Annotated in this window: 20 protein-coding genes; 9 read left to right on the forward strand and 11 right to left on the reverse strand. The window is 72.7% G+C overall.

Features of this window, described 5'->3' with window-relative positions; translation table 11 throughout:
* Positions 1–69: 69 nt before the first annotated feature.
* The gene (locus tag AQJ64_RS06545; protein WP_046727393.1) at positions 70–426 is read right to left on the reverse strand and encodes an iron-sulfur cluster assembly accessory protein; all 357 of its coding nucleotides are present in this window, start codon (positions 424–426) and stop codon (positions 70–72) included.
* Positions 427–713: 287 nt separating this feature from the next.
* Between AQJ64_RS06545 and nadA the strand changes: the two genes are divergently transcribed.
* Positions 714–1,910, forward strand: a complete 1,197-nt coding sequence (gene nadA / locus AQJ64_RS06550) for a quinolinate synthase NadA (protein ID WP_055633267.1) — start codon at positions 714–716, stop codon at positions 1,908–1,910.
* 40 nt (positions 1,911–1,950) lie between these two features.
* Here nadA and AQJ64_RS06555 read toward each other — a convergent pair whose 3' ends face one another.
* From AQJ64_RS06555 to AQJ64_RS06585, 7 genes are all read right to left on the reverse strand, one after another.
* Positions 1,951–4,176, reverse strand: coding sequence for a protein kinase domain-containing protein (locus tag AQJ64_RS06555; protein ID WP_055633257.1), 2,226 nt, complete (start codon positions 4,174–4,176; stop codon positions 1,951–1,953).
* Positions 4,177–4,228: 52 nt separating this feature from the next.
* Positions 4,229–6,496 carry a protein kinase domain-containing protein gene (locus AQJ64_RS06560; RefSeq protein ID WP_055633258.1) on the reverse strand — a complete coding sequence of 756 codons (2,268 nt, stop codon included), beginning with the start codon at positions 6,494–6,496 and terminating at the stop codon, positions 4,229–4,231.
* A 110-nt stretch (positions 6,497–6,606) separates the two neighbouring features.
* Positions 6,607–9,711: an efflux RND transporter permease subunit gene (locus AQJ64_RS06565; protein WP_055633259.1), complete on the reverse strand. Its 3,105-nt coding sequence runs from the start codon at positions 9,709–9,711 to the stop codon at positions 6,607–6,609.
* A 146-nt stretch (positions 9,712–9,857) separates the two neighbouring features.
* Positions 9,858–10,538, reverse strand: coding sequence for a response regulator (locus AQJ64_RS06570; RefSeq protein WP_055633260.1), 681 nt, complete (start codon positions 10,536–10,538; stop codon positions 9,858–9,860).
* Positions 10,535–11,758: a sensor histidine kinase gene (locus AQJ64_RS06575; RefSeq protein ID WP_099053926.1), complete on the reverse strand. Its 1,224-nt coding sequence runs from the start codon at positions 11,756–11,758 to the stop codon at positions 10,535–10,537. Before AQJ64_RS06575 ends, AQJ64_RS06570 begins: the two co-directional genes overlap by 4 nt.
* Positions 11,759–11,824: 66 nt before the next feature.
* The gene (gene pspAA / locus AQJ64_RS06580; RefSeq protein ID WP_055633262.1) at positions 11,825–12,103 is read right to left on the reverse strand and encodes a PspA-associated protein PspAA; all 279 of its coding nucleotides are present in this window, start codon (positions 12,101–12,103) and stop codon (positions 11,825–11,827) included.
* A 38-nt stretch (positions 12,104–12,141) separates the two neighbouring features.
* Positions 12,142–12,936, reverse strand: coding sequence for a PspA/IM30 family protein (locus tag AQJ64_RS06585; RefSeq protein WP_079061495.1), 795 nt, complete (start codon positions 12,934–12,936; stop codon positions 12,142–12,144).
* Between the two features lie 308 nt (positions 12,937–13,244).
* Between AQJ64_RS06585 and AQJ64_RS06590 the strand changes: the two genes are divergently transcribed.
* The 3 genes from AQJ64_RS06590 to AQJ64_RS06600 all read left to right on the forward strand — a co-directional run bounded on the left by AQJ64_RS06590 (position 13,245) and on the right by AQJ64_RS06600 (position 15,838).
* On the forward strand, positions 13,245–13,841 hold the full coding sequence (locus AQJ64_RS06590) for a DUF3043 domain-containing protein (protein WP_055633263.1): 597 nt from the start codon (positions 13,245–13,247) through the stop codon (positions 13,839–13,841).
* 83 nt (positions 13,842–13,924) lie between these two features.
* Complete coding sequence (locus AQJ64_RS06595; RefSeq protein ID WP_055633264.1) at positions 13,925–14,632, forward strand: methyltransferase domain-containing protein; 708 nt, start codon at positions 13,925–13,927, stop codon at positions 14,630–14,632.
* Between the two features lie 132 nt (positions 14,633–14,764).
* On the forward strand, positions 14,765–15,838 hold the full coding sequence (locus AQJ64_RS06600; RefSeq protein WP_055633265.1) for a S1C family serine protease: 1,074 nt from the start codon (positions 14,765–14,767) through the stop codon (positions 15,836–15,838).
* A 59-nt stretch (positions 15,839–15,897) separates the two neighbouring features.
* Here AQJ64_RS06600 and AQJ64_RS06605 read toward each other — a convergent pair whose 3' ends face one another.
* Positions 15,898–16,110 (reverse strand): hypothetical protein, encoded by a 213-nt coding sequence (locus AQJ64_RS06605; RefSeq protein ID WP_055633266.1) that lies wholly within the window; start codon positions 16,108–16,110, stop codon positions 15,898–15,900.
* Positions 16,111–16,224: 114 nt separating this feature from the next.
* On the opposite strand from AQJ64_RS06605, the gene AQJ64_RS06610 reads away from it, so the two are divergent.
* Positions 16,225–17,433: a bifunctional adenosylcobinamide kinase/adenosylcobinamide-phosphate guanylyltransferase gene (locus AQJ64_RS06610; protein WP_059202471.1), complete on the forward strand. Its 1,209-nt coding sequence runs from the start codon at positions 16,225–16,227 to the stop codon at positions 17,431–17,433.
* Positions 17,434–17,571: 138 nt separating this feature from the next.
* Here AQJ64_RS06610 and AQJ64_RS06615 read toward each other — a convergent pair whose 3' ends face one another.
* A complete protein-coding gene (locus AQJ64_RS06615; protein ID WP_059202472.1) occupies positions 17,572–18,480 on the reverse strand; it encodes a class I SAM-dependent methyltransferase in 909 nt (302 codons plus the stop codon).
* A 153-nt stretch (positions 18,481–18,633) separates the two neighbouring features.
* Between AQJ64_RS06615 and cobT the strand changes: the two genes are divergently transcribed.
* Genes cobT through AQJ64_RS50020 form a run of 3 tightly spaced genes read left to right on the forward strand, consistent with a single transcriptional unit; the run spans position 18,634 to position 22,213 of the window.
* Positions 18,634–19,722, forward strand: coding sequence for a nicotinate-nucleotide--dimethylbenzimidazole phosphoribosyltransferase (gene cobT / locus AQJ64_RS06620; RefSeq protein WP_055638042.1), 1,089 nt, complete (start codon positions 18,634–18,636; stop codon positions 19,720–19,722).
* A gap of 60 nt (positions 19,723–19,782) precedes the next feature.
* Complete coding sequence (locus AQJ64_RS06625) at positions 19,783–21,495, forward strand: phosphatidylglycerol lysyltransferase domain-containing protein (protein ID WP_055638041.1); 1,713 nt, start codon at positions 19,783–19,785, stop codon at positions 21,493–21,495.
* A gap of 13 nt (positions 21,496–21,508) precedes the next feature.
* Entirely contained in the window at positions 21,509–22,213 is a 705-nt protein-coding gene (locus AQJ64_RS50020; RefSeq protein ID WP_059202473.1) for a hypothetical protein, read from the forward strand.
* Here AQJ64_RS50020 and AQJ64_RS06635 read toward each other — a convergent pair.
* Entirely contained in the window at positions 22,210–22,968 is a 759-nt protein-coding gene (locus tag AQJ64_RS06635; RefSeq protein ID WP_059202474.1) for a hypothetical protein, read from the reverse strand. The genes AQJ64_RS50020 and AQJ64_RS06635 overlap by 4 nt on opposite strands.
* A gap of 73 nt (positions 22,969–23,041) precedes the next feature.
* Between AQJ64_RS06635 and AQJ64_RS06640 the strand changes: the two genes are divergently transcribed.
* On the forward strand, positions 23,042–23,824 hold the full coding sequence (locus AQJ64_RS06640; protein WP_055636433.1) for an adenosylcobinamide-GDP ribazoletransferase: 783 nt from the start codon (positions 23,042–23,044) through the stop codon (positions 23,822–23,824).
* Positions 23,825–23,829 lie beyond the last annotated feature (5 nt).

The raw sequence follows: 23,829 nt of genomic DNA on the forward strand, positions 1-23,829 counted from the left end.
CGCGGGAGGACGACGAAGGCGGCGGCCCCGGGGAGGGGTCGCCGCCTTCGTCGTACGTCTCGGCAAGGCTCAGCTGAAGGAGTCGCCGCAGGCGCAGGAGCCGGTGGCGTTCGGGTTGTCGATCGTGAAGCCCTGCTTCTCGATGGTGTCGACGAAGTCGATGGAGGCGCCGCCCAGGTACGGGGCGCTCATCCGGTCGGTGACGACCTTGACGCCGTCGAAGTCCTTGACGACGTCGCCGTCGAGGGAGCGCTCGTCGAAGAAGAGCTGGTACCGCAGGCCGGAGCAGCCGCCGGGCTGCACGGCGACGCGCAGCGCCAGGTCGTCGCGGCCTTCCTGGTCGAGCAGGGCCTTGACCTTCGCCGCGGCGGCGTCGGACAGGATGATGCCGTCGGTGGCGGTGCTGGTCTCGTCCGATACGGACATCTACATCTCTCCCGGGTTGTACGGAGGCTGCTTGCCGACGGTTGCAACCGACGGGGCCGCGGATTCATTCCGGGCCGGGCACTTCTCGTCAGGTGGTGCTTTCGCGTGCTTCTTCATGCTCGCACACCGGCGGCGAAGCGAACAGCGACCGCCCGGCCCGCCCAGCGGCTTCTCCACGCCATCTCCGGGATTCATGTCACATCGACGCGATGACCGTCGTCAACGTGACACTAAGCAGGCTATCATAGATAGCGTCAGTTCGACGAAAAGTAGAAAGGGTGCGTGACGTGACCACCGCCCAGACCACGGAGCTCGACGTACAGCCGACTCCGCTCGCCCTGTTGCTGCTCGGCCGCGAGGCCGACCCGAAGAGCGAGCGGGGTGTCGAGTGCCCCGGCGACCTGCCCTCGCCCTCCGACCCGGACCTGGTCGAGCGGGCCCGCGCCGCCAAGGAGAAGCTCGGTGACAAGGTCTTCGTACTCGGCCATCACTACCAGCGCGACGAGGTCATCCAGTTCGCCGACGTCACGGGCGACTCCTTCAAGCTGGCCCGGGACGCGGCCGCCCGCCCGGAGGCCGAGTACATCGTGTTCTGCGGTGTGCACTTCATGGCCGAGTCGGCGGACATCCTGACGTCGGACGACCAGAAGGTGGTCCTGCCCGACCTCGCCGCCGGCTGCTCGATGGCCGACATGGCGACGGCCGAGCAGGTCGCCGAGTGCTGGGACGTGCTGACCGAGGCCGGCATAGCCGAGCAGGTCGTGCCCGTCTCGTACATGAACTCGTCCGCGGACATCAAGGCGTTCACGGGCCGGCACGGCGGCACGATCTGCACCTCGTCCAACGCCCGGCGGGCCCTGGAGTGGGCGTTCGGGCAGGGTGACCCCTCGACGACGAAGGTGCTGTTCCTGCCGGACCAGCACCTCGGCCGGAACACCGCCGTCCGGGACATGGGCATGTCCCTGGAGGACTGTGTCGTCTACAACCCGCACAAGCCGAACGGCGGGCTGACCGCCGAGCAGCTGCGCGCGGCGAAGATGATCCTGTGGCGCGGCCACTGCTCGGTGCACGGCCGCTTCAGCCTGGAGTCGGTCGAGGACGTCCGGGCCCGGATCCCCGGCGTGAACGTGCTGGTGCACCCCGAGTGCCGGCACGAGGTCGTCGCCGCGGCGGACCACGTCGGCTCGACCGAGTACATCATCAAGGCGCTGGAGGCGGCCCCGGCCGGCTCGAAGTGGGCCATCGGCACCGAGCTGAACCTGGTGCGCCGGCTGGCGAACCGTTTCGCTCCCGAGGGCAAGGAGATCGTCTTCCTCGACAGGACGGTCTGCTTCTGCTCGACCATGAACCGCATCGACCTCCCCCACCTGGTCTGGACCCTGGAGTCGCTGGCCGAGGGCAAGCTGGTCAACCGCATCGAGGTCGACCGGGAGACCGAGGCGTTCGCGAAGCTGGCGCTGGAGCGGATGCTGGCCCTGCCGTAGCCCCGCGCCGCCGTGGCCCCCTGGGGGCCCCGGCCCCGGCTCACTCCGCCGCCGGTGTCCGGGCGGGGTGGGCCGGGTCCAGGCTGAAGACGGTGCCGTCGGGGGTCAGCACCACCAGGGCTCCCTGGTCGAGGAACACCCGGCCCGCGGAATAGCCGGCCCCGACGACCTGCTCGGCCCGCGCGGGGGACTCCCACAGCAGGGTGCCCGTCTCGATGCCGAGGGCGGCGACCCGTCCGGAAGCGCTGGCCGTGAACACCGTCTGCCCCCGCTCGTCGGCGACGGGAGTACCGGGCTGCTGAAGGGTCGTCGAGGTCTGCCACAGCCGCTCGCCCGTCTCGGGCGAGTGGGCGACCAGCTGCCCCGCGGAGGAGGCGAAGCAGAGCACTCCGCCCACCAGCGCCACCTCACCGCGCGGGCCGCCCGCCAGCTTCCGCTTGCGCACGGCGCCGGTGCCCGGGTCGATCAGCAGGACCTCGGCGTACGCCGATTCCGCGGAACTCCCGGTGTCCCGCGGGGTGAACATCACGAAGGCCAGATCGCCACCGACAGCGCCGACGTAGACGGCATCGCCGTCCGGCACGCTCACCTTCCGGGTCGAGCCGTCGGCCGGGTCGACGGCGTAGAACACGGTGCGCGACGGTGTACCCGCGTCGGTACAGCCGGCGTACGGGACGCCGTCGACGTCGTAGAACTCACACCCGTAGGTGGGCCCGGCGGGCAGGGTGGCCGTCCAGCGCACGGTGCCGTCGCGTGGGTCTCGGGCGGTCACCCGGTCGCCGTCCGGGGTCATCAGCAGATCGCCCACGAGGGCGGTGGTGACGTCGCCCTCGCTGATCGGGCGCGACCACAGCCGCTTGCCGGTGGCGGAGTCGAGGGCGACGACGGTCCTGGTCTGGTCGGTGTTCGCGCTGTTCATGACCGCCTGGGAGACCAGCAGCACGCCGTCGTGCACCCCGAGGACCATGCTGTCGTACGCCTCCCGTGCCACGCCCGAGGGCAGGGACTCGGCCCGCCAGGCGAGCCGGCCCGTCGCCCCGTCGACGCGGACCGGGAGGGTGCCGTTGCCGCCGCAGTACAGGACGCCCTCCCCCATGGCGCAGGACAAGGTGGTGCCGAGGCCGGAGGCCCCGCCGCCCAGCGGCTTCTTCACCCCGCTCGCGGCCGTCCCGAAGACGGACGTCCGCCAGGACTTCCAGCTGTCGGGGAGGGGGTCCCAGCGGGAGGAGGGCCCGGCGCCCGCGGCGTCCGGCTCCGCCGTCGCGTCGGACCCCTGGAACGGGTCGAACAGGAAGTAGCCGGTGAGCGCCACGGCGAGGACACCGGCCACCGAGGCCAGGACCGGCCACCGGAGCAGCCGGGGCCCGCGGCCCGGCCGGAGCGCCCGGGCGGGCTCCCCGGGTACGGCACGGCCGGGCGGCGTACGCAGGGTCACCGTCGCCACGTCGCCCTCCTCCGGCTCGGGCAGCGCGCCCGCCAGCTCACGGCCCAGTTCCTCGAGTCCGGGCCGCTCGCCGGCCTCCTTGGCCAGGCAGCGGACCAGCACCGCGCGCAGCGGCTCGGCGACCGAATCCACCGACGGTTCCTCGTGCATGACGCGGTACGCCGTCATGTAGGGGCTCTCGTCGTCGAAGGGGCCGCGGCCGGTGGCGGCGAACACCAGCAGCGCGCCGAGGGAGAACACGTCCGAGGCGGGGCCGACCGAGCGGGCGTCCTTGAACTGCTCCGGGGACATGAACGGCGGGGTGCCGATCGCGTGCCCCGTCTCGGTGAGGGTCTGGTTCTCGGTGGCGCGCGAGATGCCGAAGTCGATGACCCGGGGGCCGTCCTCGGCCATCAGGACGTTGGCGGGCTTGAGGTCACGGTGGACCACCCCGGCCCGGTGGATGTCCCGCAGCGCCTCCACCAGCCCGAGGGCCAGCCGGCGCAGCTCCGCCCCCTTCAGCGGGCCGGTGTCGCGGATGCGGGCGGAGAGCGCGGCACCCGGCACGTACTGGGTGGCCATCCAGGGCCGTGGGGCCTCCGGGTCTGCGTCCACGACCGGAGCGGTGAACGCGCCGCTCACCTTGCGGACCGCCTCGATCTCCTGCCGGAACCGGGCCCGGAAGACCCCGTCCTCCGCGTACTGCGCGTGCACCAGCTTGACGGCGACGTCACGCCCCGAACGGGACCGGCCCAGATAGACGACGCCCATCCCGCCCGATCCGAGGCGGTCGACGATCCGATATCCGCCGAGTGCCTTCGGATCGCCCTTGTGCAGCGGCACGTGCCGGTTCCCTTCCCCCGCCGGACAGTTCGAGTCCACAGGATATGGAACGTCAGCCCGCCGAGACCGGTGTCCGGTCGGGGTGGGCCGGGTCGACGGTGAAGACCGTGCCGTCGGCGGTCACCACCACCACCGACCCCTTGTTGATCAGCACGCTCGGCTCGACGCCGCCGGCCAGGACCTCGGCCCGGGCGTCCGACTCCCACAGCAGGGTGCCCTTCGCCGCGTCCAGGGCCGCCATCCGGCCGCTGGTGGTGGCCAGGTACACCGTGTTCCCGGCGTCGTCCAGGGTGATCGCGCCCGGTGACTCCATATTGGTGTGGCTCTCCCACCTGCGGGTGCCGGTGCGGGGGTCGACGGCGGTCACCAGGCCGCCGGAGGTGGAGAACCAGAGCGTGTCGTGCCGCAGCACCGCCCGCCCCCGGAACGTGCCGGTCAGCTCGGTCACCTCGCGCTCGCCGCCGTCGGGATCGACGCGCACGATGCGGTGGTACGTGATGTCCCCGCTGAGGAAGGGATCCTCGTCGTCCGACTCCACGAAGACCAGCCGCCCGTCGAGGGCGCCGACGAGAATCGCCTTGCCCTCCACCGAGGACACCCGGCGGGTGGAGCCGTCGGTGGAGTCGATGACGAGGTACTGCGTGGCGTCGGAGTCCTCCTCCTGGTTGACGCACTCCACGTAGAAGCGGTCCCCCAGGGCCGTCGGTGTGCAGTAGTGGCCGGCGGGCAGGGACACCTGCCAGCGCGCCCTGCCGTCGCTCGCCGAGCGGGCGGTCAGGGTGCGGCCGTCGCCCTCCTCCATCAGGGCCAGCCCGTCCGCGGAGACCGATCCGAGGCCGTCCTTGTACGTGTTCCGGGTCCAGAGCGTCCTGCCGGTCTCGCTGTCGAGGCCGAGGACGGCCTGCACCTTCGTCCCGCCGGACTCCTCGTCGACGACCAGCTCCACGAGCACCACGCCGTCCTGCACGCCGAAGACCGACGTGGTGTACAGGTCCGCCGAGGCCCCGGCGGGCGCGATGTCCGCACGCCACAGGATCTTTCCGGTGGCGCCGTCGATCCGTACCGGGAGGAGCGCGCTGCCCCCACAGTAGGCGGCGCCCTCGCCCATGGCGCAGAACGGCGCGGTGGCGGTCCCGCTGGTGTCCGGGGCCTTGCGCAGTCCGCTCTCGGCGTCCGCGGTCACGGTCGTCTGCCAGGGCTTCCAGCCGGAGGGAAGAGCCGCCCGGCGGGAGACGGCGGACGGGCCGGAGGAGGGGGCCGAGGTGCTGCTCGACGCCGGGGTGTCGTCGGCGAATCCCGGCCCGTAGGTGAGGTAGCCGAGCAGCCCCAGGGCGAGCGCGCCGACCGTGCCGGCCGCGGCCCACACCGGACGCGGCCGGCGTCGGCGGCCGGTGCCGGTGGTGACGCCGGCGGCGGCGGTGCGGTCGGCGGCGTTCCCCGGGTCGGTCCCCGGGTCGGTCCGCAGGGGGCCCAGCCGCAGGGCCAGCGTGGGGGGATCGTCCCCCACGGGCTCCGGCAGGACGGAGGCGAAGTCATGGGCCAGTTCGTCGAGTCCGGGCCGGTCCTTGGCCTCCTTGGCCAGGCAGCGCTCCAGGACGGTGCGCAGCGGGCGAGCCACCCCCTCCAGCACGGGCTCGTGGTGGACCACCCGGTAGGCCGTCAGATAGGGGCTGTCGGCGTCGAAGGGGCCGCGGCCGGTGAGGGAGTACGCCAGCAGCGCGCCGAGCGAGAAGACGTCGGAGGCGGGGCCGACCGAGCGGGCGTCGGTGAACTGTTCCGGCGACATGAAGGGCGGGGTGCCGATCATCTGGCCGGTCTCGGTGAGGGTGTTGTGGTTCTCGGCCGCCCTGGATATGCCGAAGTCGATGACGCGGGGACCGTCCTCGGCCATCAGGACGTTCGCCGGCTTCAGATCGCGGTGCACCACGCCCGCCCGGTGGATGTCCCGCAGCGCCTCCACCAGCCCGAGGGCCACCAGCCGTACTTCGGGGCCGCGGATCGGGCCGCCCTCGCGGATCCGGTCGGCGAGCGAGCGTCCGGGCACGTACTGGGTCGCCATCCAGGGGCGGGCCGCCTCCGGGTCGACGTCCACGACCGGTGCGGTGAAGGCGCCGCTCACCCGGCGGACGGCGGCGATCTCCTGCCGGAACCGGGCCCGGAAGACGGCGTCCTCGGCGTACTGGGCGTGCACCACCTTCAGCGCGACCTCGCGCCCCGACCGTGAGCGGGCGCGGTAGACGACACCCATGCCTCCGGCCCCCAGCCGGTCGACGATCCGGTATCCGCCGAGCGTCCTCGGGTCGTCCTTGTGCAGCGGCACGTCCCGATTCCCTTCCGCCGCCGAGCAGTTCGAGCGCACAGCATAAGGAACCGGAACCCCGGAAAAACCGTCGGCGCGACGGACGGGGTGTCCGTCGCGCCGACGTGCCGTCAGACGCCGGCCGGTTCGGGCGTCTTCTCGGGCTGTGCGGACTGCCGCTTCAGGGCCCGCTTCCTGGCCCGGCGTTCCTTGCGCAGTTCGATCATCGCGTAGAGCGTCGGGACGAGGAGCAGGGTGAGCAGCGTCGAGGTGATCAGACCGCCGATCACGACCACCGCCAGCGGCTTGGCGATGAAGCCGCCCTGACCGGTGACGCCGAGGGCCATCGGCAGCAGGGCGAAGATGGTCGCGAGCGCGGTCATGAGGATGGGGCGCAGCCGGTGCCGGCCGCCTTCCACCACGGCCTCGACGACGCCGTACCCCTGCTTGCGGTACTGGTTGATGAGGTCGATCAGGACGATCGCGTTGGTCACCACGATGCCGATGAGCATCAGCATGCCGATCATCGCCGGGACGCCCATCGGGGTGCCGGTGGCGACGAGCAGACCGATCGCGCCGGTCGCCGCGAACGGGATGGAGACCAGCAGGATCAGCGGCTGGACGAGCGAGCGGAAGGTCGCCACCAGCAGCATGAAGACGATCGCGATCGCCGCGAGCATCGCCAGGCCCAGGTTCTTGAACGCGCTGTCCTGGTCGGAGGAGACACCGCCGATCTCGGCCGTGGCGCCCGCCGGGAGCTTCAGCGCGTCGATCTTCGACTGGAGCTGGGTGCTCACCGCGCCCGTGTTGTCGCCGGTCGGCCGGGCGGTGACGGTGGCCGCGCGCTGCCCGTCGATCCGGGTCATCGACACCGGGCCGTCGACCAGTTGGACGGTGGCGATGTCACCGAGCCGCACGGCGCCGAGCCGGAGAGCCTTCAGCTCGGCCAGGGTCCGCGCGGGCTTCGCCGAGCGGATGACGACATCGCGTTCGGTGTCGTCGAGGACCGCCTTCGCCGTCGTCGTCCCGCGTACGGCCTGGGTGACCGCCGCGCCCAGCGTCTGGTCGTCGAAACCGGCCGCCGCCGCCTTGGAGTTCGCCCGGACGGAGATGCGCGGCACGCTCTGCGACAGGTCGCTGGTGACGTCGGTGACGTCGTCGAGCCCGGCGACCGTCCTGCGGACCTGCTCGGACGCCGTGCGCAGCACCTCCGCGTCGGCCGCCTTCACGACGACGCTCAGGTCCTGGCTGCTGAAGCCGTCACCGGCGGCGACCGTGGTCGTGCCGATGCCGTCGAGCTTCTTCAGCCCGTCCTCGATCCGGCTCTGGACGTCGTCGTACGACGCCGAGTCCTCCAGCATCACCTGGTACGAGGCCTGGTTGGTGTCGGTGCCTCCGCCGAAGGCCGCCAGGAAGCCGGAGGAGCCGACGGTGACCTGGTAGTCCTTCACGCCCTTGACGCCGGCGAGCAGCTTCTCGACCTGCTTCGCCCGGGCGTCGGTCGCGGCGAGGCTGGTGCCGGGCTCCAGCTCCTGCTTCACCGTCAGGACCTGCTGCTCGCCCTGGTCGAAGAAGTTGGTCTTCAGCAGGGGTGCCATGCCGAAGGTGCCGAGGAGGACGACGACGGCGAGGGCCACACTGGTGAGCCGGCGCCGGGTCGCGAACCTGAGGACGGGGACGTAGATCCGCTGGAGCCGGCTCCTGTTCTCCTTCTCCTCCGCCGCGCGACGGGCCTCCTCGGCGTCCTCGGGGGTGCCCTTGGGAGCACGCAGGAACCAGTACGACAGGACCGGTACGACCGTCAGCGAGACCAGGAGGGAGGCCAGCAGGGCCGCCGTGACGGTCAGGCTGAACGCGCCGAACAGGGCACCCACCATGCCGCCGACCAGACCGATCGGCAGGAACACGGCCACCGTGGTGAGGGTGGAGGAGGTGACCGCGCCGGCCACCTCGCGGACCGCGGTGATGATCGCGGTCTGCCGCTCCTCGCCGTAGCCGAGGTGGCGCTTGATGTTCTCCAGGACGACGATCGAGTCGTCGACGACCCGGCCGATCGCGATGGTCAGCGCGCCCAGGGTCAGCATGTTGAGCGACAGGTCGCGGGTCCACAGCACGATCAGGGCGAGGACCACGGACAGCGGGATGGAGACCGCCGTGACCAGCGTCGAGCGGACCGACGCCAGGAAGACCAGGATGACGAGGACCGCGAAGAGCAGACCGAGCGCGCCCTCCGTGGTGAGGCCCTCGATGGCCTTGGACACGGCCGGGCCCTGGTCGCTGACGACGGTGATCTTCGCGCCGGAGCCGAGGTCCTGGCGCAGGCCGGGCAGCTTGTCCTCGACGGCGTTCGAGATGGCGACCGCGCTGCCGTCGTGGTCCATGGTGACCATCACGGCGAGGCTGGGCTTTCCGTCGGTGCGGGTGAGGGAGTCGGCGGGCGCCTCCTCCTGCCGCACCGTGGCCACGTCACCGAGACGCACCGGCTTCCGGCCGGCCGTGCCGGGGATCCGCAGGTCCTCGATCTGCTGGACGGAGCTGTAGCCGCCGCCGACCCGGACGGTGCGGTTGCTGCCCGCCTCGTCGAAGGAGCCGGCCGGGACGGTCGCGCCGCCCGCCTGGAGGGCCAGGGCGAGGGACTGCGTGGTCAGGCCCGCCTTGGCGAGCTTCGCGTCGGCCGGGGTGACGGTGACCTGGAGGTCACGGACGCCGGTGACGGAGACCTGGCCGACGCCGTCGATGTCCTTCAGGGCAGGCACCACGGTCGAGTCGAGCTGGTCGGCGAGGGCCTGCTGGTCCTTGCCGGAGGTGACCGCGAGGACCACGGCCGGCATGTCGTCCGTGGAACCGGCGACGACCTGCGGGTCCACCGAGTCCGGGAGCTGGGCGCGGGCCCGGTTGACGGCCAGCTGGACGTCGGCGACCAGCTGCTTGGTGTCGTTGCCGTAGTCGAAGGACGCCACGACGAGGGCGTTGCCCTCGCTCGCGGTGGAGGTGACACCGGTGATGCCGTCGACGCCCTCGAGGCTGTCCTCGATCGGTTCGACGACCTGCTTCTCGACGACGTCCGGGGAGGCGCCCTGGTAGGGGGCCAGCACGGACACCATCGGCAGTTCGATGGTCGGCAGCAGCTGCTGTTTGAGCTGCGGGATGGCGATCGCGCCGAAGACGAGCGCGATCAGGGACATCAGGCCTATCAGGGCCCGTTGTGCGAGGCTGAATCGGGACAGCCAGGACATGGGATACGGGTCTCTCTTCTGTGAGCGGCAGAAGTCGTGCCGGGTACGGCCCCTCAACCCTGTGCCCTCACGACCCGGCGATCCGTAAGCTCCAGGTCGATTTCCTTATGCCCCTCATACTCCCGCCGCAGTAGACGGGGGCGGGATCACTCCACCCTCGGACGGACCAGCCCCGACTCGTACGCGATCACCACGAGCTGGGCCCGGTCACGGGCCCCGAGCTTCGCCATGGCCCGGTTGACGTGCGTCTTCACGGTCAGCGGGCTGACCTCCAGCCGCTCGGCTATCTCGTCGTTGGAGTGGCCGCCGGCCACCTGGACGAGGACCTCGCGCTCACGCACCGTGAGGGCGCCGAGGCGCTGCGCCCGGGCGGGGTCGTGGTCGTCGGGGGCGTCGCCCTGCGCGAGGAAGCGGGCGATCAGGCCCTTGGTGGCGGCCGGGGAGAGCAGTGCCTCGCCGCCGGCGGCTATCCGGATCGCGCTCAGCAGTTCCTCCGGCTCGCTGCCCTTGCCGAGGAAGCCGGAGGCGCCCGCGCGCAGCGACTGCACCACGTAGTCGTCGACCTCGAAGGTGGTGAGGATGACCACCCGGACCTGGGCGAGGTCGGGGTCGGCGCTGATCTCCCGGGTCGCGGCGAGGCCGTCCGTGCCGGGCATGCGGATGTCCATCAGGACCACGTCCGGACGCTCCTCGCGGGCCAGCCGCACCGCCTGCGCCCCGTCGGACGCCTCCCCCACCACCTCCATGTCGGACTCGGAGTCGACGAGCACCCGGAACGCGCTGCGCAGCAGCGCCTGGTCGTCGGCGAGCAGGACACGGATGGTCATACGGGGTCCTCGGCTGTCCGGGTACGGGTCTTGACGGGCAGGATCGCATGCACCCGGAAACCGCCTCCGTAGCGGGGACCGGTGGTGAGGGTGCCGCGCAGGGCGGTGACGCGTTCCCGCATGCCGAGCAGGCCGTGCCCGCCGCCGGTGACCGGGGCCTCCTCGGACCCGGGGGCTCCGTCGTCGAGGACGGTGATCTCGATGTGCGGTCCCACGCGTACGACGCTGACCTCGGCCTTCGCGTCCGCCCCGGCGTGTTTCTGGACGTTGGTGAGGGCCTCCTGGATGACCCGGTAGGCGGCCAGGTCCACGGCGGCGGGGAGTTTCGCGTCGTAATCGGCGCGGGCCACCTCGACCAGCAGGCCGGCGTTGCGGAAGGTGCCGGCCAGCTCGTCGAGGCGGTCCAGGCCGGGGGCCGGTTCGGTGGGGGCCTCCGGGTCGCCGGACTGGCGCAGCAGGCCGACGGTGGCGCGCAGCTCGTTGAGCGCGGAGCGGCTGGCCTCGCGGACGTGGGCGAGGGCCTCCTTGGCCTGGTCGGGGCGCTTGTCCATGACGTGCGCGGCGACCCCGGCCTGGACGTTGACCAGGGCGATGTGGTGGGCGACCACGTCGTGCAGATCGCGGGCGATGCGCAGGCGCTCCTCGGCGACGCGGCGGCGGGCCTCCTCCTCGCGGGTGCGCTCGGCCCGTTCGGCGCGCTCGCGGATGGCCTGCACGACGGCCCGGCGGCTGCGGACGGCGTCGCCGGCGGTGGCGCCGATGCCGGTCCAGGCGAGGATGCCGAGGTTTTCCTGCGCGTACCAGGGCAGCGGGCCGGCGAGCATCGCGGCGCTGGTGAGCGCCGTCATCGTGAGCAGGGCGGCGCGCAGGGTGGTGGGGCGGTCGGTGGTGGCGGCGACGGTGAAGAGGGCGACGACGGCGGACATCGCGACGGGGGCGCGGGGGTCGCCGGTGACGGACTCGACGACGGAGAGGGTGCCGGTGACGGCGAGGACCGTCATGGGGGCGCGGCGGCGGAAGATCAGGGCGACGGCGCCGAGGGTCATCAGCAGGAGGCTGAGGGGGTCGGGGGTGCGGACGCTCCAGCTCACGGTGTGGCCGCTGTGGGGGTCGACGAACGAGCCGGCGAGCATGCAGAGCAGTACGCCTGCGGCGAGGGCCGAGTCGAGGGCGAGGGGGTGGGCCGTGAGCTGGCGCCGGGCTCGGGCGAGGGCCATCACGTTCTGGTCACCGTCGCCTTTCCTCGCCGTGGCTGCCGTGACCGTGTCACCTGCGGCCGCGGGTCCTCACCCAGGGATCAGTCCGTCGTCGCTCAGCATCTCCCTGACCTCCTCCAGGCTCGCCTCCGGGGTCGGGAGGATCAGTTCCGAGGGCTCGAGGGTGTCGTCGGGCAGGGGCTCACCGAGGCGGCGGACCGCGTCGAGGAGGGCGCCGAGGGTGCGGTGGAAGGCGGTCTCGTCGCCGCCCTCCATCTCCGCGAGCAGCTCGTCGTCCAGCTTGTTCAGCTCGGCGAAGTGGGAGTCGGCCAGTGTCCACTGGCCCTCCCCCATGATCCGTACGATCATGTCGGCCCTCCTCGGCTCCGGTCCCCGGCGCCGGGCTGCTACTGCTTGTCGAAGCGCGGGGTGTCCTGCGGCTGCTGCGGGGACTGCTGGCCCGTGCCGCCCTCGATGGCCTGCTGCCCGGAGGAGGATCCTCCGGCCAGCTCCGCCTTCATGCGCTGCAGTTCCAGCTCTACATCCGTACCACCGGAGAGCCGGTCCAGCTCGCTCTGGATGTCGTCCTTCGCGATGCCGGTGGGGTCGTCCAGGGCGCCGGAGGCGAGCAGCTCGTCGAGGGCGCCGGCCCGGGCCTGGAGCTGGGCGGTCTTGTCCTCGGCGCGCTGGATGGCGAGGCCGACGTCGCCCATCTCCTCGGAGATGCCGGAGAAGGCCTCGCCGATGCGGGTCTGGGCCTGGGCGGCGGTGTAGGTGGCCTTGATGGTCTCCTTCTTCGTACGGAAGGCGTCGACCTTGGCCTGGAGGCGCTGCGCCGCGAGCGTGAGCTTCTCCTCCTCGCCCTGGAGCGTGGCGTGCTGCGTCTCCAGGTCGGTGACCTGCTGCTGGAGGGCGGCACGGCGGGAGAGGGCCTCGCGGGCGAGGTCCTCGCGGCCGAGCGCGAGCGCCTTGCGGCCCTGGTCCTCCAGCTTCGAGGACTGCGACTGCAACTGGTTGAGCTGCAGCTCCAGGCGCTTGCGCGAGGTGGCCACGTCGGCGACGCCGCGGCGGACCTTCTGGAGGAGTTCCAGCTGCTTCTGGTACGAGTAATCGAGGGTCTCGCGCGGGTCCTCGGCCCGGTCAAGGGCTTTGTTCGCCTTCGCGCGGAAGATCATCCCCATACGCTTCATGACACCGCTCATGGGCTTCGCGCGCCCCCTTCTGACGTCCAGCTCCAGCTCTGCGACAGAACCCACAGTACGGGCCCTGCATCCATTGACGCACTGTTCGGGGGCGGATGCGCTCCTCCCCGAGAACGACTGACCGAGTCCTTTGCTCCGGCGTGAGGAGTAGGTGACCCTCAGGGTGGGCGATCACCCTCCCTTACGTCCCCTCTTCCTCCGTTTTCCCCCGACTGTCCCGGTCCGTCTTCACTACAGACGCCTGGTGTTGCCGGATCGTTCCCCGCCGGGCTGGGGTCCATGCCCGTGAGCGCTTACCCTTGGGTTTTGTGTTCCGTAGCCGCGCCAAGGAAGAGAAGGCCCCCGCCGACAAGGCGGCGGTGACCGACTCCAAGCAACCCCGAGACCCCCAGGCCCCCAAGGGCCGGCCGACGCCCAAGCGCAGTGAGGCCCAGTCCCAGCGCCGCAGCGTCGCCAACACCCCGACGACGCGCAAGGAGGCCGCCAAGCGGCAGCGCGACGAGCGCCGCACCCAGCTGGAGCGTCAGCGCCAGGCGCTGGCGGGCGGCGACGAGCGGTACCTCCCGGCCCGGGACAAGGGCCCGGTCCGCAAGTTCGCGCGCGACTTCATCGACTCGCGGTTCAACGTGGCGGAGTTCTTCCTGCCCATGGCCGTGGCGATCCTGGTGCTGAGCCTGGTCCGGGTGGCCTCGCTGCAGACCGTCGCGCTGCTGCTGTGGCTGGTCGTGATCGTGCTGATCGTGCTCGACTCGATCGTCACCGTCTTCCGGCTGCGCAAGGCGCTGCACGCGCGGTTCCCCGACCAGAACAAGCGGGGCGCGGTCGCCTACGCCCTGATGCGCTCCCTGCAGATGCGCCGGCTCCGGCTGCCCAAGCCGCAGGTCAAGCGCGGAGAGCGGCCCTGAGCACGACGGCTTTCTCCGGGGGAGCGGCCGAGGCCTGGCTGAGCAGGCTGGGTGGGCTGCGTGATGTCGTACGGCAGGAGCTGGTGGCCCGGCAGCTCGACGAGCAGATCACGGGGCGTTATCCGGTCGGGCAGCGGCTGCGGGTGCTCGACGTGGGCATGGGGCAGGGCACGCAGGCGCTGCGGCTGGCCCGCCTCGGGCATCAGGTGACCGGTCTGGAGCAGGACGCGACGATGGCCGCGGCGGCCCGTGAGTCGCTCGCCGGGGAGCCGGAGGGCATCCGGGAGCGGATGCGGATCATCGAGGGCGACGGCCGGGACACCGGTGTGCACTTCCTGCCGGGCAGCTTCGACGTGGTGCTGTGCCACGGCGTGCTGATGTACGTCGAGGAGCCGGACGCCCTGCTGGCCGGGCTGGGGCGGATGCTGGCCCCGGGCGGGCTGCTGTCGCTGCTGGTGCGCAACGCGGACGCGCTGGCCATGCGGCCGGGGCTGAGCGGCGACTGGGCGGGCGCGCTGGCCGCCTTCGACACGGTGGCCTATACCAATCGGCTCGGTCTGGACGTGCGCGCCGACCGGCTGGCGACCCTGACCGACGCGCTGGCCGGGATCGGGGCGCCGTTGCAGGCCTGGTACGGGGTGCGGGTGTTCACCGACACGGCGGCGGACGGGACCGCGGTGCCCGAGGACGTGGAGACGCTGCTCGCCGTCGAGGAGCGGGCGGGGCGGACGGATCCCTATCGGGGGGTGGCGGCGTTGCTGCATCTGTGTGGGGTTCGGGGAGCGCTGTAGTAAGGCTGCGGGCCGGTGGGGGCCGGGTCGCGCGGTTCCCCGCGCCCCTCGGCGTGCTGCGGTCGGCGTCGGCTTCGCTCGTTCGGGTGACTCCACCGGGCCCGTTGCGACCGCCGCCATGAGACTCGAGGCATGGACTCTGCCCGTTTCCGTGCTCTGGGATTCGCCCTGCTCGTGTGCTGTGCCGGGTGTTCCGGGCTCGGGGCGCCGGCCGACTCGCGGACTCCGGAGGCCACCACGGAACAGGCCGCGCAGGCCGCCGTGCGGCCGCCCGGGCAGGCCGCGGAGGATCTGCAGAGCGGCTTCCAGCGGGTGATCAAGGACGTGCTGCCGTCGGTGGTACAGATCGAGACCGGGAGCGGGCTCGGCTCGGGGGTCGTCTACGACGGCAGGGGGCACATCGTCACCAACGCGCACGTCGTCGGGGACGGACGGACGTTCCGGGTGACCACCGCCAACAGCAAGAAGCCGCTGGCGGCGACCCTCGTCTCCTCGTACCCGGAGCAGGATCTCGCCGTGGTCAAGCTGGACACCGTGCCGGCCGGGCTGCGGGCGGCGTCGTTCGGGAACTCCTCGAAGGTGCAGGTCGGGCAGGTCGTGCTGGCGATGGGTTCACCGCTGGGGCTGTCGTCCAGCGTGACGGAGGGCATCGTCTCGGCGACCGGACGGACCGTCAGCGAGGGCAGCGACGACGGCGGTACGGGGGCGACCCTCGCCAACATGGTGCAGACCTCGGCGGCGATCAACCCGGGCAACAGCGGGGGCGCGCTGGTCGGTCTGGACGGGCAGGTCATCGGCATCCCGACGCTCGCCGCGACCGATCCCGAACTCGGCGGCGGCGCGGCGCCCGGCATCGGGTTCGCGATCCCCGCGTCGACCGTGCGCACGATCGCCGACCAGATCGTGCGGAGCGGCCGGGTGACCGACTCGGGCCGGGCGGCCCTCGGCATCACCGGACGCACCTTCGTGGACGCGGACTTCCAGCCCGCCGGGGTGGTCGTGGTGGAGGTGAAGGACGGGGGCGCGGCCGACAAGGCGGGCATCCGGCCGGGGGACGTCATCGTCCGGCTCGGCGACACGGACGTCACCACCATCACCTCGCTGACGGAGGCGCTGGCCGAGCGGAAGCCGGGTGACCGGACCACGGTGACGTACACCCACAACGGCAAGGAGAAGACGGCCCAGGTGACGCTGGGTGAGCAGTGAGGCGGTGCGAAGGGGCGGCCGTGCCGGGCCTGGGGCCGCCCCTTCCCACGGTCGCGGGGCTAGGCCTCGTTCGCGTGCAGGCTCATGGGGCCGTAGATCTCGGTGGAGTCCTCGAAGAGCCGCACCTGGTCCGCGCCGCCTTCGAGGAGGGCCTTCCACTGTTCCCCGATCCAGGACTCGGCGTCCCCCTGGGTGGTGAACTCCTCCGGCTCCACCGCAGGCTGGACCTCCGTCCCGTCGGCCTTCTCGAACCGCCACGTCCATGCCGCCATGTACGCCTCCCTGATATGACCACGTGCAGAGCAGGAGCCGGATCTTGGTCCGGCTCCTGCCGAGCAGCCTAGTCGGATGCGCAAGACCAGGTCAGAGACGCGAAAATACGCTGTGTGGAAGTGACTCTGCTCGGAACCGGTGCCCCCGCGGGACTGCCCCGCCCCGACTGCCCCTGCGCGGCGTGCGCGACATCGCTGGGCCCGCACGCGCGGGCGGCGACCGCGTTGCTCGTGGACGGGGCGCTGCTGCTCGATCTCACGCCGGGTGCGGCCTTCGCGGCGGCCCGGGTGGGGCATTCGCTGGGCGGTGTACGGCAGGTGCTGCTGTCGCATCCGCACGACGGGCCGCCGGTGGAGGTGCCGGCCGGGCTGCCGCAGCCGGGGCGGGTGCCGGACGGGCGGGAGCTGGCGCTGCTGACGGGGCATCGGGTGCGGGCGGTGGCGATGGACGCGCCCGGCACCGGCTACGCGCTGACCGGTCCGGACGGGCAGCGGCTGCTGTATCTGCCGCCGGGGGGTGCGCCGGCCGGTCTGGAGGAGGGGGCGGAGCCCGCCGAACGGTACGACCTGGTCCTCGCCGATCTCGTGGGGCGGCCGGACGCGCTGGCGAAGCTGCGGGCGGTGGGCGCGGTCGGGCCGACGACGGACGTCATCGCCGTACATCTGGACCATGACGTGCCGCCGGGCGCGGAGTTGACGCGACGGCTGGCGGCGGCCGGGGCGCGGGCGGTGCCGGACGGGACGACGCTGGTGGCGGGGGTGTACGAGGACGTGCCGGACGTGCCGCGGCGGACGCTGGTGCTGGGCGGGGCGCGGTCGGGGAAGTCGGTGGAGGCGGAGCGGCGGCTGGAGTCGTTCCCCGATGTGCTCTACGTCGCGACCGGGGGGACGCGGGGCGGGGACACCGAGTGGGCGGCGCGGGTGGCGACGCATCGGGAGCGGCGGCCGGGGTCGTGGCGGACGGCGGAGACGTGCGATCTGGTGCCGTTGCTGACGGAGGAGGGGGCGCCGGTGCTGATCGACTGTCTGTCGCTGTGGCTGACGGATGCCATGGACTCGGTGGGGGCGTGGGACGACGCGGTGTGGGCGGACGGCGGTGAGCGGGCCCTGCGGGGGCGGGTCGCGGAGTTGGCGGGGGCGGTGCGGGGGGCTCGGCGGACGGTGGTGCTGGTGTCGAACGAGGTGGGGTCGGGGATCGTGCCGGCGACCGCGTCCGGGCGGCGGTACCGGGACGAACTGGGGCGGTTGAACGCGGCGGTGGCGGCCGAGTGCGAGGAGGTGGTGCTGGTGGTGGCGGGACAGGCGGTGGTGCTGCGGGGGTGAGCGGCGCGGATGGGTGAGGCTGGGCGGGGGTGGGTCTCGCTTGCCCTCGCCGGCGGGGTGCCGCTGCCTCCACCCGTGCCGCCCCGGCGGCACGACTGCCCGCAGCCGCGGCGGCTTTCGACGACGGCCCGTGGTCGGTCACTCGGCCTTCCGCGCGATCACCCGGTACGCGTTGGAGAAACGGGTGCGGCGCAGGGCCGGGGCCAGGGCGTGGTCCAGGAGGGCGGCGACGACGGTCACGGGTCCCGCGGCCCGGTGCAGGCGGGTGCGGTTCAGGTAGAGAGAGGCCGCCGTCGAGAGGTCGTGCGGGGTGTGCGGGGTCCTGCGGTCGGTGACGACGATCTCGCAGCCCCGGGACTCGAGTTCCGGCAGCAGGTTGGCCAGGGGGATCAGGTGGAGGTGGCGGGGCTGGTCGTGGGGGTGCCACCACTTGCCGAGGACGGTCGCGGACGCGCTGGCGGGGTCCGGGAGTTCGAGGAGGAGGTGGCCGCCGGGGCGCAGGGCGGTGAGCGCGGCGGTGAGTTCCTCGCGGGGTTCCCGGGTGTGTTCCAGGTGGTGGAGCATGCTGACGACGTCGTAGCGCCCGCGCAGGCGGGAGAGGACGTCGGGGGCGGTGAGAGGGCCCAGGTGGGCCTCGTCCAGGCGGCCCGCCGCCCGGGCCCGCTGCACGCGCGGGGTCACGTCCACCCCGTCGAACGCCGTGTAGGCGAACAGCGCCTTGGCCGCCGAGGGGAAGTGCGCGTCCCCCGTGCCCACGTCCAGCCAGCTCTCCGGCTCCGGGAACGGCAGCATCGCGCGGGCCGTCGCCCGCAGGTGCCGAGGGCTGTGGCGCCGGTCGCGCGGGCCGTCGTAGAGCGTCAGTCCCTCGGGGGTCAGGCGCGGGTTCTGGAAGGCGTGGGCGCAGTCCCGGCACTCGTCGACGACGAAGGTGCCCGGTCTGCGGTGGCGCAGGTCCGGGGAGCGCAGTCGGGTGCGCAGGCGTTTCGAGCCGCACCACGGGCAGTCGTCGCGGCGCGGATCGTGGATGGGCCTGGGCCGGGAGGGCATGAGCGGCTCCGGGGGAAGGGCAGACGCGAGCGCTACGACATTCCGCAGCAAAACGGAACGTATGGGATACCGATCTTGGGTGCAAAGACGTCGCGCCCCTGGGGTGCCCCTGTGCCGCCGAACCGGTCGCCCGGTGCCGGTACTGTTCGGCGAATGAGCTCGCTTAATCTCGACGACTTCACCGATCTGATCGAGCGCCCCGACGGCGGCGTGCGCCGCGACGCGGAGGCCCGCCGGGAACGCCAGATCGTGCCGCCCGGATCGCTGGGGCGCCTGGACGACCTCGGTGAGTGGCTGGCGGCGGCGCAGGGTTCGGTGCCCGTGCGGCCGGTCGTACGGCCGCGGGTGGTGCTGTTCGCCGGCGACCACGGCGTCGCCGAGCTCGAGGTCTCGACCCGGCCGGCCGGCACCGCCGCGGAGCTGGTGCGGGAGATCCTGGAGGGCGGCCGCCCGGTCTCGGTGCTCGCCCGGCGCCTCGACGTGCCCGTGCGGGTCGTGGACATGGCGCTGGACTGCGAGCCGGACGCGTTCCCGGAGGACGTCGTGCGGCACCGGGTGCGGCGCGGCAGCGGCCGGATCGACATCGAGGACGCCCTGACGGTCGAGGAGGCCGAGGCGGCCTTCCGGGCCGGTGTGGCGGTCGCGGACGAGGAGGCCGACTCCGGTACGGACCTGGTCGTCCTCGGCGATGTGAGCGTGGGCGGGACCACGGCGGCCGGGGTGCTGGTCGCCGCGCTGTGCGGGACCGACGCCTCCGTGGTGACCGGACGGGGCGGCGAGGGCATCGACGACCTGGCGTGGATGCGCAAGTGCGCGGCCATCCGGGACGCGCTGCGGCGGGCGCGGCCGGTGCTCGGGGAGCAGTTGCAGCTGCTGGCGACGGTGGGCGGGGCCGACCTCGCCGCGATGACGGGCTTTCTGCTCCAGTGCGCCGTGCGGAAGTTGCCGGTCGTGCTGGACGGGGTCGTGGCGGCCGCGTGCGCGCTCGTGGGGCAGCGGATCGCGTTCCGGGCGCCGGACTGGTGGCTGGCGGCGAACAAGAGCGGTGAGCCGGGGCAGGCGAAGGCGCTGGACCGGATGGCGCTGGAGCCGCTGCTCGACCAGGGCGTGAAGGTCGGGGAGGGCGCGGGGGCGCTGCTGGCGCTGCCGCTGGTGCAGGCGGCCGCCGTGCTGGCGGCGGAGCTGCCCGAGAAGCCCGCATCCTCCGAGGAGGGCCAGGACAAGGAGAAAGAAGAGGACTGAAAGGGACAGGCGGCAACAAAAGAGCGGTTTCCCGGAAGTGCACCCATATGATCACCGCTCATGGGAAACGCCCGGGTCGCCGCCGTCTTCGCCGTCTGGTATCTGCGTGCCGTCGCCTTCGTCAACTTCCTCAGCGCGGTGTGGGTTTCCCTGGGGCAGGACGTACGGCGGCACAACCAGGAGGACCTGTTCACGCCGTATCTGCTGACCGCCGGCTTCGCCTCCGGTGTGTTCACGGCGTTCCTGGCGATCACCATGCGGCGCCGCAAGCGCGCCGCGTGGATCCTCAACCTCGGGCTCGGCGGGGCGTTCCTCGCGCTGCTCGCCTTCGCCATGGTGTTCCCGGAGATCCGGCGCCACCCGCAGAACTGGGTGTCGCTGACCCTGACCGCCGCCTTCGTGGGCACGCTGGTGCTCGGGCGGCGGGAGTTCTACGCCAAGGGTGACCGGGCCAACCCCAAGCTCGCCGCGACCGTCGGCGCCGGCGGGCTGCTCGTGTCGTCGCTGCTCGCGGCCCTGCTGGTGACGGCGACCAACCAGGCCCACGGGCACTCCACGTTCGCCGAGCGCTGGCGGTACGGGGCGCTCCGGCTGGTCTCGATCACCGACTTCCGCTCCCCCGGCATCGCCCCGCCGAACTGGGTCGACGTCACCGTCAACATGCTGAGCACGGCCCTCGTCCTCGCGGTCCTGTACGCGGCCTTCCGCTCCCGGCGGGCCGTGGACCCGCTCACCGAGGACGACGAGAAGCGGCTGCGGGAGCTGCTCGACCGGCACGGCGAGCGGGACTCGCTCGGGTACTTCGCGCTGCGCCGGGAGAAGAGCGTGCGCTGGTCGCCGACCGGGAAGGCGGCCGTCGCCTACCGGGTGGTCGGCGGGGTGTCCCTGGCCTCGGGGGATCCGCTCGGGGACCCGGAGGCCTGGCCGGGGGCGATCGAGCCGTGGCTCGCCGAGGCGCGGGCGCACGGGTGGATCCCGGCGGTGATGGGGGCGGGCGAGGAGGCCGGGACGGTGTACGCCCGGCACGGGCTGGACGCCCTCGAACTCGGCGACGAGGCGATCGTCGAGGTCGCCGACTTCACGCTGGAGGGCCGGGCCATGCGGACGGTCCGGCAGGCGTACAACCGGGTCCACCGGGCCGGGTACACGGTGCGGGTACGGCGCCACGAGGACATCCCGGCCGACGAGCTGGCGTACCTCCTGCGCCGCGCCGACGACTGGCGGGACGGGGCCACCGAGCGCGGGTTCAGCATGGCGCTCGGGCGGCTCGGGGACCCGGAGGACGGCCGCTGCGTGATGCTGGAGTGCAGGGACGCGCACGGCGACCTCCGCGCCCTGCTCTCCTTCGTGCCCTGGGGCCCGCAGGGGCTCTCCCTCGACCTGATGCGGCGCGACCGGGACTCCGACAACGGCCTCATGGAGTTCATGGTGATCGAACTCCTCCGGCGCGCCCGGGAGATCCGGGTCACCCAGGTCTCGCTCAACTTCGCCATGTTCCGCTCGGTCTTCGCCCGGGGCGCGCGTCTTGGCGCCGGGCCGGTGCTGAGGCTGTGGCGCTCCCTGCTGAGCTTCTTCTCCCGCTGGTGGCAGATCGAGTCCCTGTACCGCGCCAACGCCAAGTACCGGCCCATCTGGGAGCCCAGGTTCCTCCTCTTCGAGAAGAGCGCGGACCTGCCCCGCATCGCCCTGGCGTCGGCGCGGGCCGAGGGATTCCTGGAAGCTCCGGGGCTGCCGAAGTGGCTGCATCGCAGGCATCTGGAGACGCATCGATGAAGGGGACCCGTCGGTGAGGCTTCGGGTCGCCCGGTGGGCCCGCGCCGAGTGGGGACCGTTGTCCGCGGCCGTGCGCGGGCCCCTGGTGCGGCGGCGGTGGCGGGCGGTGGCGATGACGCTCGCGGCGGTGTGTCTGACGTCGGTCCTCCAACTCGTGCAGAACCGGTCCTGGGGCTACCGGCCGGTGCAGGACCTGGGCGCGGTCCGGGCCGCGGACCCCCTGTGGCTCGCCCTCCTGCGCACCCCGCTCTCCCTCTTCGTCCCCGCCCTCGACCTGCCGGTCTGGGGTGCGCTCGCCCAGCTCCTGCTGGTCTTCGGCCTCGCGGAGATCTGCCTGGGCCGCCGCCGCACCCTGGCCGTGGCCTACACCGCCACCCTCGCCGGCACGCTGTACGCCCGCGCCGGCATCGCCCTCGGCTGGCTTCCCGCCTCCGACGCCGTGGTGGTCGACACCGGCCCGTCGGCGGCGGTGGTGGGCCTGGCGGTGTACCTGGGCTGGCGCTGTCGGGCGTACGTCACGGCGGGTGCGGTGGTTCTGGCGATGGTCGTGGAGGTCCTTGTGAAGAACAACCTGGCCGGCAAAGAGCACTTGGCGGCGATAGCGGCGGTCGCCCTCCTGCGCGCGGCAAGGCGTCCGGCCTCGGGGACGCGGGGAACCGCGCGACCGGCCACAACACACCCGCAGCCGCCGGACTGCAGGCACACCCACCCCCGTTAGGCGCCCTTGCGCGACAGCTCCGCATCCGTCTTCCCGCCGAGCCAGTCCCCCAGTACCCGCCCCGGCCCCACCCACCGCCGGTCATGCCGGTACGCCCGCAGCAGCGCCCGCGCCCGGGCCCGCGGCCGTCGCCGGTAGAACCGCCGCGCCCAGGGCGAACCGGGCCGGGCCAGCCGCACCAGGCCGACCAGCCCGACGAACGGGATGAACACGCTGAACACGGCCATCTTGATCTTGCCCTTGAACAGCACGGTCAGCGACAGCAGGACGTTCACGGCGACGGTCACCAGCACGGTCCCCCGGTCCTGAAGCTCGTCATCGCTCATGTCGTTGACCCCGAACGGCGCCGACCCCACCAGCAGCAGCCCCCCGAGCGCGGCCGTCAGCACCACCGCCTCCACGCTCTTGCGTCCCGCCTCCGTCCAGTACACGTCGTCGAGGTGCAGGATCAGCGCGAACTCGTCGAGGACGAGCCCCGCCCCGATGCCGAAGACCACCGCGAAGACCCCGGAGCCGAAGCCGCGCACCCCGCTCGCCACCGCGCCGAAGCCGCCCGCGACGATCAGGACGACCCCGGGGACGACATGGTGGATGTGCACCCCGCCGGAGCTGACGTTGCCGAAGGGGCCTTTGCCCGCCCGGATCAGGCGGGTGATCATCCGGGTGATCAGGAAGGTCAGGACGAAGGCGGTCAGGGCGAGGAGCAGGGGGAGTTTCCCCGGCTCGACGATGTTGCGTTGCAGCCATTCGCCCATGTCCCCAGTGTCGCGGGCGGCGGGGTGGGCTGCCTCGTGGGAACGGCGTCCGGGCTAGTCTGCCGCCGTGTCCATGACCCCGCCACCGCTGCACGGCCTCCGCTTCGCCTTCGGCACCCTCAGCGTGCTCCCGGTTCGGGTGAGCCGCTGGGACCGGGAGGCGGCGCGCGGCGGCATGCTGTGCGCGCCCGTGGTCGGGCTGGTCGTCGGGGTCGGCGCGGCGGGCCTCGGTCTGCTGCTGCTCCTCCTCGGCGCGGGCCCGCTGCTCGCCGCCGTCGGCTCCGCCGCCGTACCCGCCGTGCTCACGCGCGGTCTGCATCTCGACGGGCTCGCCGACACGGCGGACGGTCTGGGCAGCGGCAAGCCCGCCGAGGACGCGCTGCGGATCATGAAGCAGTCGGACATCGGGCCGTTCGGGGTGCTCACGCTGGTGTTCGTGCTGCTGGCGCAGGTGGCGGCGCTGGCGCGGCTGTACGACGACTCGTGGGCGCGGGGTGCGGTCGCGGCCGTCGTCTCGGCGGTGGCGGCCCGCCTCGCCCTCACCCTGGCGGCCCGGGCAGGTGTCCCACCGGCCCGGCCGGAGGGCCTCGGTGCGGCGGTGGCGGGCGTGGTCCCGGTAGCGGCCGCCCTCGCGCTGACAGCCGCCCTCACGGCCGCCGCGGCAGCCTGCGGCGCCCTGGCGAGCCCCGACGACGCCGCCCGCACCCCGCTCGCCCTGCTGGCCGCACTGGCCACCGCCGAACTCCTCCTGCGCCACTGCACCCGCCGCTTCGGCGGAGTGACGGGAGACGTGTTCGGCGGCGTGGCGGAAACAGCGGCGACGACGGCCCTGGTGGCCCTGACCCTGGGCGGCTAGTGCCG

Origin of the sequence: Streptomyces griseoruber (assembly GCF_001514205.1) — a bacterium.
Taxonomy (GTDB): Bacteria; Actinomycetota; Actinomycetes; order Streptomycetales; family Streptomycetaceae; genus Streptomyces; species Streptomyces griseoruber.

Bases quoted from the DNA above. Each gene is read 5' to 3' on its own strand.
- AQJ64_RS06600 (WP_055633265.1), top strand. From the start codon at position 14,765: ATGGACTCTGCCCGTTTCCGTGCTCTGGGATTCGCCCTGCTCGTGTGC.
- pspAA (WP_055633262.1), bottom strand. From the start codon at position 12,103: ATGATCGTACGGATCATGGGGGAGGGCCAGTGGACACTGGCCGACTCC.
- AQJ64_RS06615 (WP_059202472.1), bottom strand. From the start codon at position 18,480: ATGCCCTCCCGGCCCAGGCCCATCCACGATCCGCGCCGCGACGACTGC.
- cobT (WP_055638042.1), top strand. From the start codon at position 18,634: ATGAGCTCGCTTAATCTCGACGACTTCACCGATCTGATCGAGCGCCCC.
- AQJ64_RS06570 (WP_055633260.1), bottom strand. From the start codon at position 10,538: ATGACCATCCGTGTCCTGCTCGCCGACGACCAGGCGCTGCTGCGCAGC.
- AQJ64_RS06585 (WP_079061495.1), bottom strand. From the start codon at position 12,936: ATGAGCGGTGTCATGAAGCGTATGGGGATGATCTTCCGCGCGAAGGCG.
- AQJ64_RS06635 (WP_059202474.1), bottom strand. From the start codon at position 22,968: ATGGGCGAATGGCTGCAACGCAACATCGTCGAGCCGGGGAAACTCCCC.
- AQJ64_RS06625 (WP_055638041.1), top strand. From the start codon at position 19,783: ATGGGAAACGCCCGGGTCGCCGCCGTCTTCGCCGTCTGGTATCTGCGT.
- AQJ64_RS06545 (WP_046727393.1), bottom strand. From the start codon at position 426: ATGTCCGTATCGGACGAGACCAGCACCGCCACCGACGGCATCATCCTG.
- AQJ64_RS06565 (WP_055633259.1), bottom strand. From the start codon at position 9,711: ATGTCCTGGCTGTCCCGATTCAGCCTCGCACAACGGGCCCTGATAGGC.
- AQJ64_RS06640 (WP_055636433.1), top strand. From the start codon at position 23,042: ATGACCCCGCCACCGCTGCACGGCCTCCGCTTCGCCTTCGGCACCCTC.
- AQJ64_RS06605 (WP_055633266.1), bottom strand. From the start codon at position 16,110: ATGGCGGCATGGACGTGGCGGTTCGAGAAGGCCGACGGGACGGAGGTC.